The sequence below is a fragment of the Streptomyces sp. NPDC002785 genome (genome assembly GCF_040295565.1).
Lineage (GTDB): Bacteria > Actinomycetota > Actinomycetes > Streptomycetales > Streptomycetaceae > Streptomyces.
Genome location: NZ_JBEOVN010000052.1, coordinates 24,207 through 40,318 on the forward strand (window position 1 = coordinate 24,207; position 16,112 = coordinate 40,318).

Genomic DNA, 16,112 nt, shown 5'->3' on the forward strand with positions numbered 1-16,112 from the left:
CCGCCGGGTCAGCGGGCGGGGCTGACGGCCCCCAGCAGCTGCCCCTCGGCGTAGGCCAGAGCGGGTTCCGGCAGCTCGGCGGTGCGCCCGCTGAGAAGCACGGTGAGACCGGCGGCCGGTTCGGCCGACGGAGCGGGTGCGACCCCGATTCGACGCAGTGCTTGGGCGGCAACGGCACCGGCGGAGCCGTGCAGCGCGACCGGAGGCAGACCGGGCTGCCGAACGGCGGCGCGGATGCGTTCGGCGACCAGTTCGTAATGGGTGCAGCCCAGGACCACGGCCCGCACATCGCGCGGAGTGAGTGCGGCGGCTGCGGCGATGGCCCGGTCGATCGCCGGTTCGTCCGCGTGCTCCACGGCGTCGGCGAGACCTGGGCACGGGACCTCGGTGACGGTGACGGAGCCGGCGAATTCCCGGATGAGCCCGCGTTGGTACGGGCTGCCCGTGGTGGCGGGCGTGGCCCAGATCGCGATGGGGCCGCCGCCGGTGACGGACGGCTTGATGGCGGGAACGGTGCCGATGACCGGCAGTGCGGGTTCCAGTTCGGAGCGGAGCGTCGGCAGGGCGTGTACGGAGGCCGTGTTGCAGGCGACGATCAGTGCGTCGGGACGCTGGGCGGCGGCCGCGCGGGCCACGTCCAGCGCGAGGGCGGTCAGGTCCTCGGGGGTACGCGGCCCCCAGGGCATGCTGCCGGGGTCCGAGGAGAGCACCAGATCGGCGTCGGGCCTCAGCCGGCGTACCGCGGCGGCGGCCGCGAGCAGGCCGATTCCGGAGTCCATGAGCGCGATCTTCACCCGGCCACCTTAGTCGACCGCCCTTGCGGTTCCGTCACAGTGGGGCAGACTGCGGCAAATGAGTGCCATTGCCTGGATCGCTGTGGGTTCACTGGCCGCATGGATGTGGCTGCTGCTGGGACAAGGGTTCTTCTGGCGGACCGACCAGCGGCTGCCGCGCCGGGAGGCCCCGGAGAGCTGGCCCTCCGTCGCGATCGTCGTGCCCGCACGTGACGAGGCAGACATGCTTCCGGTGAGTCTGCCGTCGCTGATGGCGCAGGACTATCCGGGGATCGCGGAGATCTTCCTCGTCGACGACTGCAGCAAGGACGGCACCGGGGACGTCGCCCGTGCACTGTCGGTACGGTACGGCGGCCTGCCGGTGACGGTGGTGTCGCCCGGTGAGCCGGAGCCTGGCTGGACGGGCAAACTCTGGGCCGTACGGCACGGGATCTCGCTGGCCCGGGCCCGGGAGCCGGAGTATCTGCTGCTGACGGACGCCGACATCGCGCATGAGCCGGACAGCCTGCGGGGACTGGTCGCCGCTGCTGTGTCGGGCGGGTTCGATCTGGTCTCGCAGATGGCCCGGCTGCGGGTGTCGAGTGTCTGGGAACGGCTGGTCGTACCGGCCTTCGTGTACTTCTTCTCGCAGCTCTATCCGTTCCGGTGGGTGAACCGGGCGGGGGCGCGGACAGCTGCGGCGGCAGGTGGATGTGTGCTGCTGCGGACCGGGGCGGCGGACCGGGCGCGGGTGCCGGAGTCGATCCGGCAGGCGGTGATCGACGATGTGTCGCTGGCGCGGGCGGTGCGGCGCAGCGGCGGGCGGATCTGGCTGGGGCTCGCGGAGCGGGTGGACAGCGTGCGGCCGTATCCGCGGCTGGCGGATCTGTGGCGGATGGTGTCGCGCAGCGCGTACGCCCAGTTGCGGCACAGTCCGTCGCTGCTCCTCGGGACGGTACTGGGGCTCGCGCTGGTCTATCTCGCGCCGCCGGTCACGCTCGTCGCAGGGCTGCTGGGCGGTGCTCCGGTGGCGTCGTGGGCGGGCGGACTGGCGTGGGCGGTGATGGCTGGGACGTACATGCCGATGCTGGGCTATTACCGGCAGTCGCTGTGGCTGGCGCCGCTGCTGCCGTTCACCGCTTTGCTGTACCTGCTGATGACGGTCGATTCGGCGGTTCAGCACTACCGGGGGCGGGGCGCGGCCTGGAAGGGGCGTACGTACGCCCGTCCCGAGGCCGCGCCGGATCGTTGAGCGGAGCCCGCCGTGGGCCGATGGCCGCAGTTCCGGCCGGACCCCCGGGGGGTCATTTACGGCCGGGTGTCCAGTTCATGCCCCACCCGTAGGCGTAGTCGATGGTGCGCTGCGGGCTGACTCCGCGCTCGGGTACGAGATAGCGGGCCTCGCGTTGCACCGTGAGGTCTCCCCCGTTGTTAGTGAGGAGCGCGAGCGCGCAGACGGTGGACGGCACGGTGCATTCGTCGAGCGAGAAGTCGATCGAAGCGCCGTGCTGGGGTTGGAGGGTGACGGTCGCATGGAGATCGGCGAAACTCCGGGCGCCTTCATAGATGGTGACGAAGATCAGGACGCGGCGGAGTTTGTCTTTCTGGTCGAGGTTGACGGTGAGGTTCTCGCCGGTGGAGACGGCGCCGGTGCGATCGTCTCCGTCGAGATGGATATAAGGGGGTTGGCGGAGTGCGCCGAACGCGTTTCCCAGCGCTTGCACGACTCCCTTGCGGCCGTCGGTGAGTTCGTAGAGGGCGCAGAGATCGAGATCGAGGTCCGCATGGTTGGCGACCGCTCTGCCGAGTTTGCTTCCCCAGCCCTTGAACTGTTTGCGCACTTCCCAGTTGAGATTGACGCGGAGGGCTCCCGAAGTGCCGCCCTGTTTGGCCAGGGAGACCGATGGCGCGTCCTTGGTCAGTGTCACCTTGGACAGACGGACGGGCTGGGTGGCAGGAGGTACGGGCGGTGCCGGCGGCGCTACGTGGGGTACCGGCGGTGCGGGCGGAAGTTGGTCAACCCGCGATCCCCCCTGGGGCCGATGAGGCGATTGGGGTTGTTGATACGGCTGGGGCCGCTGCGGTTCATCGACGGAAATACCGAAGTCCGTGGCGAGACCTTCGAGGCCGGTGCTGTATCCCTGGCCGACGGCGCGGAATTTCCAGGTACCCTGGCGCCGGTAGAGTTCCCCGAGAATGAATGCGGTCTCGACCGTCGCATCCGCACTGTCGAAGCGTGCGATCTCCGAGCCGTCCGTCGCGTCCGTGATCCGTACGTACAGCCCTGTCACCTGCCCGAAGGTGCCGCCGTCCGCGGAGGCTGCCAGGACCACGCGCTCGATGGCCGGCTCGATGCGCGCCAGGTCGATCGCGAGGCTCTCCGTAAGCCCGCCACCGGCGGTCCGCTTGCCCTCGTGGCGTACCGCGCCGGATGCGTGGGAGGGCTGGTTGTAAAAGATGAAGTCGGCGTCGTTGCGCACCTTTCCCGAGACGAGAAGGAGCGCCGAGCCATCCACGTCCGGTGCCCCCGGAGAGGTGCGCCACCCCAATTCGACCCGCACGGCGTGAGCCGCCACCGGAACATTGGCTCCTTTTAGCATGGTCATGCCCGCCCCCATCGCGAGTCCTGCTGCCCGAAGATTTTTCTCCGCCAACCTAATACCCAGCCCCTCACAAGGCCCACAGCGGTGCAGCCACCGCCCGGCGATCCGCAGGCACCCCCGGGAACTCGGCGTATACACGATCCCAACGCCTCTGGGCGCCCTTTTTTCCCAAGTTCGCTCGCATTGGGGATCGAAGTTCACTCACAACACGTAAAACAACCCTCTTACCCGACTCCCCAACCAGCACATCGTGGGCTTAACTTAGGTGTCATGACGTCCCCCCGCTCCACCTACGGCGGCGGCTACTACGCCGCACCGTCGTTCCCCGAGACTCCGATCTACGACTCCCTGGTCGCGGAGCGGGGCACCCCTCAGATCGCTCCGATCCGAGTGCCTGCCGCCTATGACACCGGCAACAGCCATCTGCCGGCTCTCCCGGCGGCGCTGCCGGCTCTCCCCGCGGCGCCTTCCCAGCCCAATCCGTCGTACGGCTACCAGCAGCCGGCCCAGCAGGGTTACGCGCCGATGCAGCCCGCACAACTGCAGCACGCCCCCGCGCCGTACATCCCGCAGCAGCCGACCGCGTCCCGTGGCGGGTACCAGGCGCCCTATCCGCAGCAGCAGCGCCCGGCACCCGGCACCGGTTACGAGGCGATGCGTCCGGCGTCACCGCGCCCCGCCCCGGCGCCCTCGCCCTCGCCCTCGCCCTACGAGGACCCGAACAACCGCCCGTACCAGGGCCGGGGGTACTGAGCCGGGCACCGCACACGGTCGCACGCGGTCGCCGTCGAGCCATGGGGACTCGACGGCGACCGCGGTGTTCCCGCACCGACAGCACAGCTCCTCGGCCGCACGCGCGCCCCGGACGGGCCGTCAGCCCTGGCCGGTGGGGCAGGGGAACTCACGGGGGCTGTCCGTGCGTTGGCGGGGGTGAGGTTGCTCTCTCTTCGCTGCTCCAGCGAGCGAGGCGTGCCGTATCGGGTTAAGACGGATACGGAAGGGGGTGCAGGACTGTGCGAGCGGTTACGGGAGTGTGGCGTTGGCGACGCAATCCCCTGCGCCGCGCCACTGACCGGCGCGAGGCATGGGTGGCTCTTGTCGCGCTGCTTCTCATGGTGCTGGCGGCGCCGGCAGTGGGCTGGGTGTGCGGTTCGCTCACGGACGACACCCTGCAGAAATCGGTGCGGGCCCAGCAGGCCCAGCGTCATGTCACGACCGCGGTCGTGGTGCGCCGGGCACCGGGAGCACCACATCTCGTCGCCGATCCCGAAGTGTCCTCGGAGCGCACCACGCAGACCTCGGTGACAGCGCGCTGGAAGGCTCCGGACGGCACGAACCGCCGCGGCACGGTGACCACCTCCTCCCGCAAGACGGATCCCGGGGCTGAGGTGGAGATCTGGACAGACCTCGACGGCCGCCCCGCGCTGCGGCCCATGGACGCTCCGACGGCTCATACACATGCGGCGCTGGCCGGGCTCGGGGCGATGCTGCTCGCCGTCGGACTGGTCGAGGGCGGCCGACGCCTGATCGTCTGGCGCATGATGCGGGGGCGGTACACCCGGATCGACCGAGCCTGGGCGAAGGCCGGTCCGGACTGGGGCAGGACCGGGGCCGACAGCTGATCAGCTGCCGATCGGTCAACTCCCGCCCGCCGCGCGCGCTACGGTGGACCGGCCCGCCCGCTTCCTCGGTGGGCGGACCCGGGGTTCGTCGCTGCCGGAAGGCCGGTGACACGGGCATCACACACGCACGAGGTGGGGGCACAACAGCGCCATGGCACAGGGTACGGTCCAGGTGACGCACACCGGCACATCGCGGTGGCGGCGCCGCACAGGCGAATACGCCTCCCTCACCGCAGCCCTGGAGGCCGCGGCGGACGGTGATGTCCTCACCGTCGCGCCGGGCACCTACCGGGAGAATCTGGTCCTGAACCGAGCGGTGACGCTGCGCGGCCCCGAGGGCTCGGTCGGTTCCGTACGGATAGCGCCGGTCGACGGCGTACCGCTGACCGTCCGTGCCTCCGCCGTCCTCTCGGACCTGCATGTGGAGGGTCAGGACTCGACGGCTCCGGCGCTGCTCGTCGAGGACGGCGCACCGGAGCTCGCGGATCTGCGGATCGTCACGCGTTCGGCCGCCGGGATCGAGGTGCGCGGTGCGTCCCGGCCGACCGTACGCCGCTGCACGGTCGACAACCCGGCCGGGGTCGGCATCGCCGTACTCGACGGTGCGGGCGGGGTGTTCGAGCAGTGCGAGGTCGTCTCGGCCGGACAGTCCGGTGTCTCGGTGCGTGACGGTGCGCATCCGCGGCTGGAACGCTGCCGGATCCACCATGCGTCGGGCGCGGGGCTGAGCATCACCGGCGAGGGCAGCGGCCTGGAGGCCGTCGGCTGCGAGGTGTACGAGATCAAGGGCAGCGGAATACAGGTGACCGCTCGCGCGGCTGCCCATCTCACCGACTGTACGGTGCACCGCACTTCGGCGGACGGGGTCACGCTCGACACCGACGCCGTACTGACGCTCGCCGACTGCGACATCCACGACATCCCGGAGAACGCGGTGGATCTGCGTTCCCGTTCGGTTCTCACCCTGACCCGCTCCACGGTGCGCCGGTTCGGCCGCAACGGCCTGTCGGTCTGGGATCCCGGCACCCGCGTCGACGCCAACCAGTGTGAAATACATGACAGTACGGGCGATTACCCGGCAGTCTGGGTGAGTGACGGGGCGACCGTGATATTGGACTCCTGCCGGGTCCATGACGTGCCGGACGCCATCTTCGTGCTCGACCGGGGATCGCGTGCCGATGTGGTCGACAGCGACCTGTCCCAGGTCCGCAATACCGCGGTGTCGGTGAGTGACGGGGCGACCGCCCAGCTCGACGACTGCCGCATCCGTGAGGCGTCCACCGGCGCCTGGTTCCGCGACCACGGCAGCGGTGGCACGCTGAACAACTGCACCATCGACTCCGCGCAGACCGGAGTGATCGTCACCAAGGGCGCCGACCCGACCATTGAGCGCTGCACGGTCACCTCCCCCGCCGAGGCCGGTTTCTACGTCTCCGCCCAGGGCCGCGGCACCTTCCACAGCTGCCGGGTCACCGGAAGCGAGGGCTATGGCTTCCATGTGATGGACGGCTGCCGTACGGCTCTGACCCGTTGCCGTACCGAGCGGTGCGCCCGCGGTGGATACGAGTTCGCCGAAGGCGGCGACGGTCAGGGGGCGGGGCCCGTCGTGGAGGACTGCACGAGCGACGAGAGCGCGCTGCGCTCCCCCGCGCCCCCGGCCCCGACCGTGCTGACGGCGACCCAGTCGGCCCCCGGGCCGCTCGGCGCGGTCCCCGGGCAGCGTGCCGTGGAGCCCGCCCCGGCCGAGGTACCCGCCGCCGAGCCGGTACGCGCGTCGGAGGCCGTCCTCGGGGAACTGGACGCGCTGGTGGGCCTGGACAGCGTCAAGCGGGAGGTGCGCGCCCTCACCGACATGATCGAGGTCGGCCGCAGGCGTCAGGAGGCCGGGCTCAAGGCCGCGTCGGTCCGGCGCCATCTCGTCTTCACCGGCTCCCCCGGCACCGGCAAGACCACCGTGGCCCGGCTGTACGGCGAGATCCTCGCCTCGCTCGGGGTGCTGGACCGCGGCCATCTGATCGAGGTGTCCCGCGTCGATCTGGTCGGCGAGCACATCGGCTCCACCGCCATCCGCACCCAGGAGGCCTTCGACCGGGCGCGCGGCGGGGTGCTGTTCGTCGACGAGGCCTACGCGCTGTCACCCGAGGACTCCGGCCGGGACTTCGGCCGGGAGGCGATAGACACCCTCGTGAAGCTGATGGAGGACCACCGGGACGCGGTGGTCGTCATCGTCGCCGGGTACACCCATGAGATGGAACGGTTCCTCACCGTCAACCCCGGTGTGGCGTCGCGTTTTTCACGGACCATCACCTTCAGCGACTACGAGCCCGCCGAACTGCTGCGGATTGTCGAGCAGCAGGCCGACGAGCACGAGTACAGCCTGGCCCCCGGGGCCGGGGAAGCGCTGCTGAAGTACTTCACGGAGCTTCCCAAGGGCCCGGCTTTCGGCAATGGGCGGACGGCTCGGCAGACCTTCGAGTCAATGGTGGAGCGGCATGCGGGCCGGGTCGCCCAGCTCGCCGAGCCGAGCACGGACGACCTCACGCTGCTCTACCCGGAGGATCTGCCGGATCTCCCCTGAGCCCGCGGGGGCTCCTGGCCCCCCTCCCCGTCGGCCTGGCGCGGCAGGACCGGTGCCAGCCGGTCCAGCAGTGCGGCCCGCTCCCGGGCGAAGACCGGGTCGGCCTGGTAGTCCGAGTGCCCCAGAACGGGTTCGGGCAGCGGATGTTCGGGGGTGCGCCCGTAGATCAGGGGGTCCTTCAGCGGCCCCCGGTCCACCTCGGGCCCCGGCCCCTCGTCGAGCCGGACCCGGCCGCCGATCGGGTCGGTGGCCCGCCACAGATTGCGCCAGCAGTGCACGGACCGGTGCAGTCCCTGCAGCGGTGCGGGGCCGAAGTAGGCCGGGAACCAGCGCGCGTACAGTCGCTCGATCGGCGAGCCGTAGGTGAGCAGGGCGACCCGGTTCCGGGTCTCGGCAGGCAGCTGCCATACCGCGGACGCCGCGAGGACGCTGCCCTGCGAGTGGCCGGAGATGACGAGCCTGCCACGGGTTTGCGCGGTCCAGCCGGACATCCGTGACGCCAGATCGGGGACGGCGCGCTCGGCGTAGCAGGGCGGTGCGAAGGGGTGGGCGGCGCGCGGCCAGAACGTACCGACGTCCCAGAGGATGCCGATGGTGCGCCGGGCGGAGGCGTCCCGGTAGGCGCGCCGTCCCCAGGTGACGAAGAGTACGAAGCCGAATCCGATCAACCAGGATCCTGTCGACTGGGCCGCTTCGGCCGCGGACTCGACGAAGGCGCCGCTCCCCTCCATCGCTAGCCCGGGCACCTCACCGCTCGCCCGGGCGCCGCCGACCGCCGCCGCGCCGAGCAGCAGCGTGGCGCCGGCGACCGGACCGAGGATCCAGGGCGCGGAGTCGGTGAGAGCTGCCGTGGCCCGGATCCGGGCGATCTGCCGGGTCCGGGCGGGGTCCGGCCGCTCCTCCCCGTACTCCCGGTCGACCTCGGACTGCAGGGCGCGGGCGGCGAGCCAGGTGCGTACGAGCAGCACGATGGCGGGGACCGCCAGCAGCACCAGGAGCACCGGGATGGCCGAGGCTTGCCAGCTGAGGAGCACCGGCGGTCCTTCGATGGCGGCGTTCCTGCCCATGCCCGGGGTGCCGGAGCCATCGAGCCAGTCGGCGACGCGCTGAGCGACCCCGCCGGTCATGACACCGCCGAGTGCGCACGCGAGCATGGCGACGGCCGGTCCACCGAGTCCGTACATGACGGTGCGGGGTTCGGGGGTCCGGCGGTACAGGCCCAGGGACACCACGGCGAGTACGACGACGAGCGCCCCCTGGCCGAGCGTGACGACGCTGAAGGTGACGTCGCCGGGCAGGGCGCCCGCCGAGACCCAGGCGGGGCGCGACCAGGCCGCGTACACCGCGGCGAGGACGAGCAGGGCCAGGGCGGCGCCGGGCAGATAGGTGATGAGGACGTGGTCGAGCCGCTGGTCGAGACGCCGCTCACTGCGGCCGCGGCGGCAGACGACCCAGAGCACGACGAGCGCGACCAGGACGAGCGCCGCCTCGATCAGCCGGCCGAGGAACTCGGGCACGGGGCCGGTGACGGCGCGGTCGTGGCGGGCCGCGGCGCCCGCGAGCGACGCGGCGACAGTGAGGAATCCGGCGGCGGTGTGGGCGGCGCGCAGCCGGGCGACCAGCCGGCGGCCGTACCAGAATCCGGGCCGGCCGAGGGCCGGTCGGCCACCGGTCGCGGTGCCGGAAGTCTTCGGGTCGTGCACGGTTCCGGGGTCGGCGTCGTCCGGTTCTGATCCGGTGAGCGGGCGCTGTGATTCGTACGCGCTCCATGTCCGGTTGGACAGGAACCAGAGCAGCCCCACCAGGGCGGTGGGCACCAGAGAGGCGAGGGCGAGCCTTCGGCCTGGCTGGGACCACCAGCCGCCTTGTGCCGTCGACAGGAAGCCGAGCCAGGACCTCCGGTTCGAGCAGTCCGGCACGCCCGCGCACTGCCAGGCCGTCAGGTCGAGAGCGACCTCGCAGGCCGCCGCGGTCAGCAGAACGGTGAGGCTGAGCGCGACGAGCCGGACGAGGACGCCGTACAGGCGCACCGCGCGGGTACGGCGCCGGGCGGTCGGGCGCATCCAGTGGGCGAGGTTGACCACCATGAAGGGGAGCAGCAGCAGCCACAGGGCACGGGAGCCGTTGCCGGAAGTGAGATTGGACCAGCAGTAGGCCTCGGCGATGGGCCGGTCTCGGTACCGCTCCGGGTGCTGTTCGGCGTCGATGTCCTCGGCACGCCGGTAGATGGCGGCTGTCGCGTCACCGGTGACCCGGACCGGACGCGGATCGTCGAGCATCTCCTGCGGGGTGGCTCCGCCCACGCCATGGACCAGCAGTTCCAGCGCGGGCCCCGGACTCTGCGGGGCCTGGGTGACAGGTGGCACTGGAGTAACTCGCTCTCTCGATCGTGGTGAGGTGCTGATGCACGGTCACCAGAATCATGGAAGAGGACCGGTGTACGCATCGCTCTCACGGAATCTCCCCAGTGGACCGGCCGACGACACCGCGTGGCAGGATGACCCCGTCCGAAGAGACTGTTGTACGGCCAGAGGGAAGGACCGGACCGGCGTTGAGCGAGAATCAGAACCTGCTCGCGGAGCAGCGGCGCGCCCTGATCCTCGACGAGGTACGCAGACGTGGCGGGGTCCGGGTCAATGAGCTGACCCGCAAGCTGAGCGTCTCCGACATGACCGTCCGCCGGGATCTGGACGCGCTGGCCCGCCAGGGTGTGATCGAGAAGGTGCACGGCGGGGCCGTTCCCGTGGTCGAGGCCAGTACGCACGAGCCCGGTTTCGAGGCCAAGTCGGCTCTGGAGCTGACCGCCAAGGAGGACATCGCGCGAGCGGCCGCTGCGATGGCGGTGCCCGGCAGCGCCATCGCGCTCTCCGGCGGTACGACGACGTATGCGCTCGCCCAACAGCTGCTGGACGTACCGGATCTGACGGTGGTGACCAACTCGGTGCGGGTGGCCGATGTGTTCCACTCCGCGCAGCGGTCGGGGGCTGCAGGCGGGGCGCGTACCGGGGCCGCCACGGTGGTGCTCACCGGTGGGGTACGGACCCCGTCCGACTCGCTGGTCGGCCCGGTCGCCGATCAGGCGATCGCCTCCCTCCACTTCGATGTGCTGTTCCTCGGGGTGCACGGGATTTCGGTGGAGGCCGGTCTTTCGACACCGAATCTGGCGGAGGCCGAGACCAACCGCCGTTTCGTTCACTCGGCGCGGCGTGTGGTGGTGGTCGCCGACCACACCAAGTGGGGAAAGGTGGGCCTGAGTTCGTTCGCGGCTCTGGAGCAGGTGGACACGTTCGTGACGGACGCGGGTCTGTCGGCCGCCGCCCGCGAGGAGATCGAGGAGCATCTTCCGGGCCTGCTGGTGGCAGGCCGCATCACGGAGGGCGACTCCTGAACCGTCGGGCGTGCACGGCTTCCGCCCAGCTCACACCGGGGCGGCCCACGTCCTGGGGCGTGTGTGGATGGCGCTGGGCCGGGCGTCGATCGATGTGTATCCGACGGATTCCGGATCCCATGTGGTGTGGGTGGAGGAGCTGAGTGTCCGGCGCGGGACCGGCGGCGGTGCGGTGAGCCGGGGTGGCCCGCGTGCTGCCGATCGGAGTCCTCCGCCGGGCCCCTTATGGCGATCCGGTGGAAGACTCGGGCAAGTGACCGAATCCTCCGGCGGTAAGCAGCTGCGTTGTCTGGTGACCGGTGCCTCCGGGTACATCGGCGGCAGACTGGTGCCCGCGCTCCTCGACGCCGGCCACCGGGTGCGCCCGTTGGCCAGGACCCCGCAGAAACTGCGTGACCACCCGTGGGCGGACCGGGTCGAGGTGGTCGAGGGTGATGTCTCCGACGCCGCTTCGGTGCGGGCGGCGATGCGGGACATGGATGTGGCGTACTACCTGGTGCACGCGCTCGGGTCCGGACCCGGATTCGAGGAGAAGGACCGCGAGGCGGCCCGGATCTTCGGTGAGCAGGCGCAGGCGGCGGGAGTCGGCCGCATCGTGTACCTCGGCGGGCTCACCCCGGCCGGGGTGAGCGAGCAGGAACTGTCACCACATCTGCGGTCGCGAGCCGAGGTGGGGCGCATTCTGCTGGATTCCGGGGTGCCGACGGCCGTGCTGCGGGCCGCGGTCGTCATCGGATCGGGCTCGGCCTCGTTCGAGATTCTGCGTCATCTCACCGAACGGCTGCCGGTGATGATCACCCCTGGCTGGGTGCGTACGTCGATCCAGCCGATCGCGGTACGGGACGTGGTGCGGTATCTCGTCGGCTGCGCCCGCCTGCCGGCCGAGGTGAACCGTACGTTCGACATCGGCGGCCCGGATGTCATGACGTACCGGGACATGATGCGGCGGTACGCCGAGGTCGCCGGACTGCCGCACCGGGTGATCCTCCCCGTACCGGTGCTCACCCCGGGACTCTCCAGCCTCTGGATCGGCCTGGTGACACCGGTGCCGCCCTCCATCGCCCGGCCGCTGGCGGAGTCGCTGCGGCACGAGGTGGTCTGTCACGAGCGCGACATCGCGCGGTACGTGCCCGATCCGCCGGGCGGCACCATCGGCTTCGAGCAGGCGCTGCGGCTGGCGCTCCAGCGGATCAAGGATGCCCGGGTCGATACCCGCTGGTCGTCCGCGGCGGTTCCCGGTGCTCCCAGCGACCCGTTGCCCACCGACCCCGACTGGTCCGGCGGCAGTCTCTACCGCGACGAACGGGAACTGGCGGTGCCGGTGGCGCCGGACGCGCTCTGGCAGGTGATCGAGAGCATCGGCGGCGAGAACGGCTGGTACTCCTTCCCGCTCGCCTGGGCCGTGAGGGGCTGGCTCGACCGGATCGTCGGCGGCGTCGGGCTGCGGCGCGGGCGGCGGGACGCGCGGCGGCTGCGGGTGGGCGACTCATTGGACTTCTGGCGTGTGGAGGAGATCGTTCAGGGTGAGCTGCTGCGGCTGCGCGCGGAGATGCGACTGCCCGGTCCGGCCTGGCTCGAACTGTCGGTGGGCCGGAACGAGCAGGGGCGGACGGTCTATCGACAGCGGGCGCTGTTCCATCCGCACGGACTGCTCGGCCACGCCTACTGGTGGAGCGTGTGGCCGTTCCACTCGGTGGTGTTCGGCGGTATGGCCCGCAACATCACCACAGCCGCACGAGCGGCACCGCAGCGCTCTTCCACATAACGTCCGTACACGCAAAGACATCTGACGGAGCACCAGCTATGGTGTGCGCTACCCCGCCCGCCGCCGACCGCACGGGAGGTGCGATCCATGTCACGCCGACTCCGTTCCGTGGACCTCGACTTCGTCGAGTCCGCTCCCCTGCGACTGGTCTTCGCCGCCGAGGTGTCAGCGCCTCCCGAGGTGGTCTACCGGGCGCTCGCCGATGATGTGGCGGGCTGGCCGAGCTGGTTCACCGCGGTGACCGCGGCCCGGCCCACCGAGGACGGCGCGGGTCGCGAGGTCCGGCTCAAGGGCGGCACGGTGTTTCGCGAGACGATCACCGCGGCGGTACCCGGCGAGCGGTACGCCTATCGGGTCGATGAGTCGAACGCCCTTGGTCTGCGGGCCCTGTTGGAGGATTGGCGGCTCACCCCGGCCGGGACCGGGACGCGGGTGCAGTGGACGTTCGCCGCGGACGGACCCGCACCCTTCCGGCTCGCCCTGCGGCTGGGCCGGTCGGGGCTGGGCCGGGCGTTCCGGGACGCGGTACGCAATCTCGACAAGCGGCTGACCGGGCCCGAGGCCTGAGAGCGGCCGCGGACCGCGTGCACCGCGCTCCCTCCGGGCTGGGGCGGAAAAGTTTGCCGGGAAGCTCGCGGCGTCCGGTGCGGTGCGTCGCAAGACGGAGGATCCCCCTCGCACTGGACGTACTCGGGGTGATGCGACAACGCAGCAAGGTGCCGTGCCGGGCGCCGCGAGCCGGTGAACCTTTCCGGTCACAGCACTAGCCGAGCCAGTTGCCGCCGGCCAGGAAGGAGTCGATGGTTTCCGTGTACGGGGCGATGTCCATGCCCTGTTCGGCGAGCCAACTGTCGGAGTAGTACTTGTCGAGGTAGCGGTCACCCGGGTCGCAGATCAGGGTGATGATGCTGCCGGTGCTGCCCTGCTCGACCATTTCAGCGACCAGTTTGAACGCGCTCCACAGCCCGGTGCCGGTGGAGCCGCCCGCCTTCCGGCCGATGGCCTTCTCCAGGGCGCGCACGGCCGCGACACTGGCCGCGTCCGGCACCTTCATCATCCGGTCGATGGCCCCGGGCACAAAGCTCGGCTCCATCCGGGGCCTGCCGATTCCCTCGATCCGGGAGCCGCAGTCACTGGTGGCGAGGGGGTTGTGGTTGGTCCAGCCGTCGAAGAAACAGGAGTTCTCCGGGTCGGGCACACAGACCCCGGTGTCGAACTGCATGTAGCGCACGTAGCGGGCAATGGTCGCCGAGGTGCCGCCGGTTCCGGCCGTCGCGACGATCCACGTCGGCTCCGGGTAGCGCTCCAGTCTCAGCTGCTGGTAGATCGACTCGGCGATGTTGTTGTTCCCGCGCCAGTCGGTGGCCCGTTCGGCGTAGGTGAACTGGTCCATGTAGTGGCCGCCGGTGTCGGCGGCGAGCATGACGGACTCCTCGTACAACTTCCGTGAATCGCCGACGAAGTGGCAGCGGCCGCCGTGGAATTCGATCAGCCGGCATTTCTCGGGGCTGGTGGTGCGGGGCATCACGGCGATGAACGGCACACCGATCAGCTTGGCGAAGTACGCCTCCGAGACGGCCGTCGAACCGCTGGACGCCTCGATCACCGGCTTGCCCGGCCGGATCCAGCCGTTGCAGAGCCCGTAGAGGAAGAGCGAGCGGGCCAGCCGGTGCTTGAGGCTGCCGGTGGGGTGCGTCGACTCATCCTTGAGGTAGAGGTCGATGCCCCATGGCTCGGGCAGCGGGAAGCGCAGCAGATGGGTGTCGGCGGAGCGATTGGCGTCGGCCTGGACCTTGCGCACGGCTTCCTTGAGCCAGGCCCGGTACTCGGGGTCGAAGCGGTCGATGTCGATGGTCGCCGTGGCCCGGCCGTCATCTCTGTCTCTTACGGTGCCCATCAGCCCGTTCCTCCTCGTGTCACCGGACTCTCCACCGTCAACGATATTCCCCCTACCTGCACAAACGTTCACTTTGATGCCCCATAGCCCTGCCTTGGCGTTGATGGACGGGGCAGCTGTGACATCGAGCCGGGACGCGGCCTGGCGTGTCGGCCCCGGCTTGTGCAGACTGCCCATCAGAAGCATCACGAAGGGGGCGAAGCAGTCATGTCGGAAACGGAGTTCAGTGCGACGGGTGTACGGATCGAGCGGTGGGCCCGTTCGCTCACGAGGGCGGGGCAGGTGATCGTCAAGGACGGCAGGCTGGCCCTGCTGACCAGTTACGGCCGGGAGATCGACAGCGCCCCGGTGGCAGCGGTGAGCGCGGGCAGGCCGTGGTTCGCCGGAGCCGGTGCGGCCGTGGCGCGCCTCAACGGGACGCGGTACCGGCTGACGATGGGGCAGCGTAACCACGGCCCGGACAAGGCTGGGCCGGCCCACAGATTCCTCGAGACGCTGCGCCGTGCGGGCGGCCGGATGATCTGACGGGGTGCCGCTGGTACACCGCGAGTTGCGGAGCCGTGCCCCCTGAGCGACATTGGTCACACGTCACTCATGGTTTACCGGTGGTGACACTGTGATCCGCACCGCCGGAGCTGAATCAGCAGCCAGTCATCTGCTGGATCGTTTCTTCGTCTTCTTCCGGACCTATTTCGGGGAGTCGCAGCCGTGATCAGCGAGCCGAGCAGGCACTGCATGGTGGAGCTCCAGGCCCTGCCGTCGCGGATCGGTCAGGTCCGCAGAATCGTTTCGGCGCAGTTGCGCTACTGGCATCTCGATCCTCTGATCGACCATGCGGCGCTCGGCGTCACCGAACTGCTGACCAATGTCCACCGGCATGCCCAGCCGGACAAGTCATGCACCGTCGAGATCGAGCTGTTGCTGGAACGGCTGATGGTGTCCGTCCACGACCACGACCCACGGCTGCCGACCGTGCGCGAGGCCACCGCGTCCAGTACGTCGGGGCGCGGGCTCGCGCTGATCGCCGCGGTCAGCGAGAGCTGGGGGGTCTGCCCGAGGGGCGGGGCAGGGAAGGTTGTCTGGTTCACTCTTCCGGCACCGTCCCCCTTCGCCGCACAGCCGCTGCACTCGGTGTACGGGGCAATCACTGACGGACCGTTCGCGCCGGCCTCTGTCACGTACCTGGAGAGCAGGACACCCTCCGTCGCACGGTCGTCGGTGGTTGGCTAAGGGCTGTCCCGTAATCCCTGGCGGGCGCACGACGACAGCTACGGCACCTCACCGCGTTATCGGAACGTCCGCATACATCCAGTATGCGGACGCCCCTCCGCCTTGCGATGCACCTCATCTGACGCCGCGCGCTGTCCCGCCAGAGATTACGGGACAGCCCTTAGTAGGGCTTTGTTAGGTCCTGTGGTGTGGTTCTGGTTTGGGTGCGGGTTGGCCGCATATCGAGCAGGCGCCGGTCCAGGTGGCCAGGAGGGTC

At 70.2% G+C, this 16,112-nt stretch carries 13 protein-coding genes; 9 read left to right on the forward strand and 4 right to left on the reverse strand.

Translation table 11 applies throughout. The annotated features are described in order from the left end of the window. Nucleotides 1-8: 8 nt before the first annotated feature. Complete coding sequence (locus ABTZ94_RS15405; protein ID WP_351201269.1) at nt 9-794, reverse strand: glutamate racemase; 786 nt, start codon at nt 792-794, stop codon at nt 9-11. A 58-nt stretch (nt 795-852) separates the two neighbouring features. Between ABTZ94_RS15405 and ABTZ94_RS15410 the strand changes: the two genes are divergently transcribed. Next, entirely contained in the window at nt 853-2,025 is a 1,173-nt protein-coding gene (locus ABTZ94_RS15410) for a glycosyltransferase (protein ID WP_351201271.1), read from the forward strand. A 52-nt stretch (nt 2,026-2,077) separates the two neighbouring features. On the opposite strand, the gene ABTZ94_RS15415 is transcribed toward ABTZ94_RS15410, so the two are convergent. Beyond that, nucleotides 2,078-3,391, reverse strand: a complete 1,314-nt coding sequence (locus tag ABTZ94_RS15415) for a TerD family protein (RefSeq protein WP_351201273.1) — start codon at nt 3,389-3,391, stop codon at nt 2,078-2,080. 255 nt (nt 3,392-3,646) lie between these two features. On the opposite strand from ABTZ94_RS15415, the gene ABTZ94_RS15420 reads away from it, so the two are divergent. The 3 genes from ABTZ94_RS15420 (at nt 3,647) to ABTZ94_RS15430 (ending at nt 7,576) form a co-directional block, all read left to right on the forward strand. Then, nucleotides 3,647-4,129: a DUF6643 family protein gene (locus ABTZ94_RS15420; protein ID WP_351201275.1), complete on the forward strand. Its 483-nt coding sequence runs from the start codon at nt 3,647-3,649 to the stop codon at nt 4,127-4,129. 278 nt (nt 4,130-4,407) lie between these two features. Further along, nucleotides 4,408-4,998, forward strand: coding sequence for an Rv1733c family protein (locus ABTZ94_RS15425; protein ID WP_502967249.1), 591 nt, complete (start codon nt 4,408-4,410; stop codon nt 4,996-4,998). A gap of 151 nt (nt 4,999-5,149) precedes the next feature. Beyond that, nucleotides 5,150-7,576 (forward strand): right-handed parallel beta-helix repeat-containing protein, encoded by a 2,427-nt coding sequence (locus ABTZ94_RS15430; RefSeq protein WP_351201279.1) that lies wholly within the window; start codon nt 5,150-5,152, stop codon nt 7,574-7,576. On the opposite strand, the gene ABTZ94_RS15435 is transcribed toward ABTZ94_RS15430, so the two are convergent. Next, complete coding sequence (locus ABTZ94_RS15435) at nt 7,546-9,942, reverse strand: hypothetical protein (RefSeq protein WP_351201281.1); 2,397 nt, start codon at nt 9,940-9,942, stop codon at nt 7,546-7,548. The two genes, ABTZ94_RS15430 and ABTZ94_RS15435, sit on opposite strands and share 31 nt — an antisense overlap. Before the next feature lie 185 nt (nt 9,943-10,127). Between ABTZ94_RS15435 and ABTZ94_RS15440 the strand changes: the two genes are divergently transcribed. The 3 genes from ABTZ94_RS15440 (at nt 10,128) to ABTZ94_RS15450 (ending at nt 13,296) form a co-directional block, all read left to right on the forward strand. Next, a complete protein-coding gene (locus ABTZ94_RS15440) occupies nt 10,128-10,964 on the forward strand; it encodes a DeoR/GlpR family DNA-binding transcription regulator (RefSeq protein ID WP_351201283.1) in 837 nt (278 codons plus the stop codon). 253 nt (nt 10,965-11,217) lie between these two features. Then, nucleotides 11,218-12,729 (forward strand): SDR family oxidoreductase, encoded by a 1,512-nt coding sequence (locus tag ABTZ94_RS15445; RefSeq protein ID WP_351201285.1) that lies wholly within the window; start codon nt 11,218-11,220, stop codon nt 12,727-12,729. A gap of 87 nt (nt 12,730-12,816) precedes the next feature. After that, a complete protein-coding gene (locus tag ABTZ94_RS15450) occupies nt 12,817-13,296 on the forward strand; it encodes an SRPBCC family protein (RefSeq protein WP_351201287.1) in 480 nt (159 codons plus the stop codon). Nucleotides 13,297-13,492: 196 nt separating this feature from the next. Here the strand turns inward: ABTZ94_RS15450 and ABTZ94_RS15455 are convergent, their stop codons facing one another. Next, complete coding sequence (locus tag ABTZ94_RS15455; RefSeq protein WP_351201289.1) at nt 13,493-14,626, reverse strand: PLP-dependent cysteine synthase family protein; 1,134 nt, start codon at nt 14,624-14,626, stop codon at nt 13,493-13,495. 207 nt (nt 14,627-14,833) lie between these two features. On the opposite strand from ABTZ94_RS15455, the gene ABTZ94_RS15460 reads away from it, so the two are divergent. Then, the gene (locus ABTZ94_RS15460; protein ID WP_351201291.1) at nt 14,834-15,151 is read left to right on the forward strand and encodes a hypothetical protein; all 318 of its coding nucleotides are present in this window, start codon (nt 14,834-14,836) and stop codon (nt 15,149-15,151) included. Nucleotides 15,152-15,364: 213 nt separating this feature from the next. Then, nucleotides 15,365-15,856: an ATP-binding protein gene (locus tag ABTZ94_RS15465; RefSeq protein ID WP_351201298.1), complete on the forward strand. Its 492-nt coding sequence runs from the start codon at nt 15,365-15,367 to the stop codon at nt 15,854-15,856. The last annotated feature ends 256 nt before the right edge of the window (nt 15,857-16,112 follow it).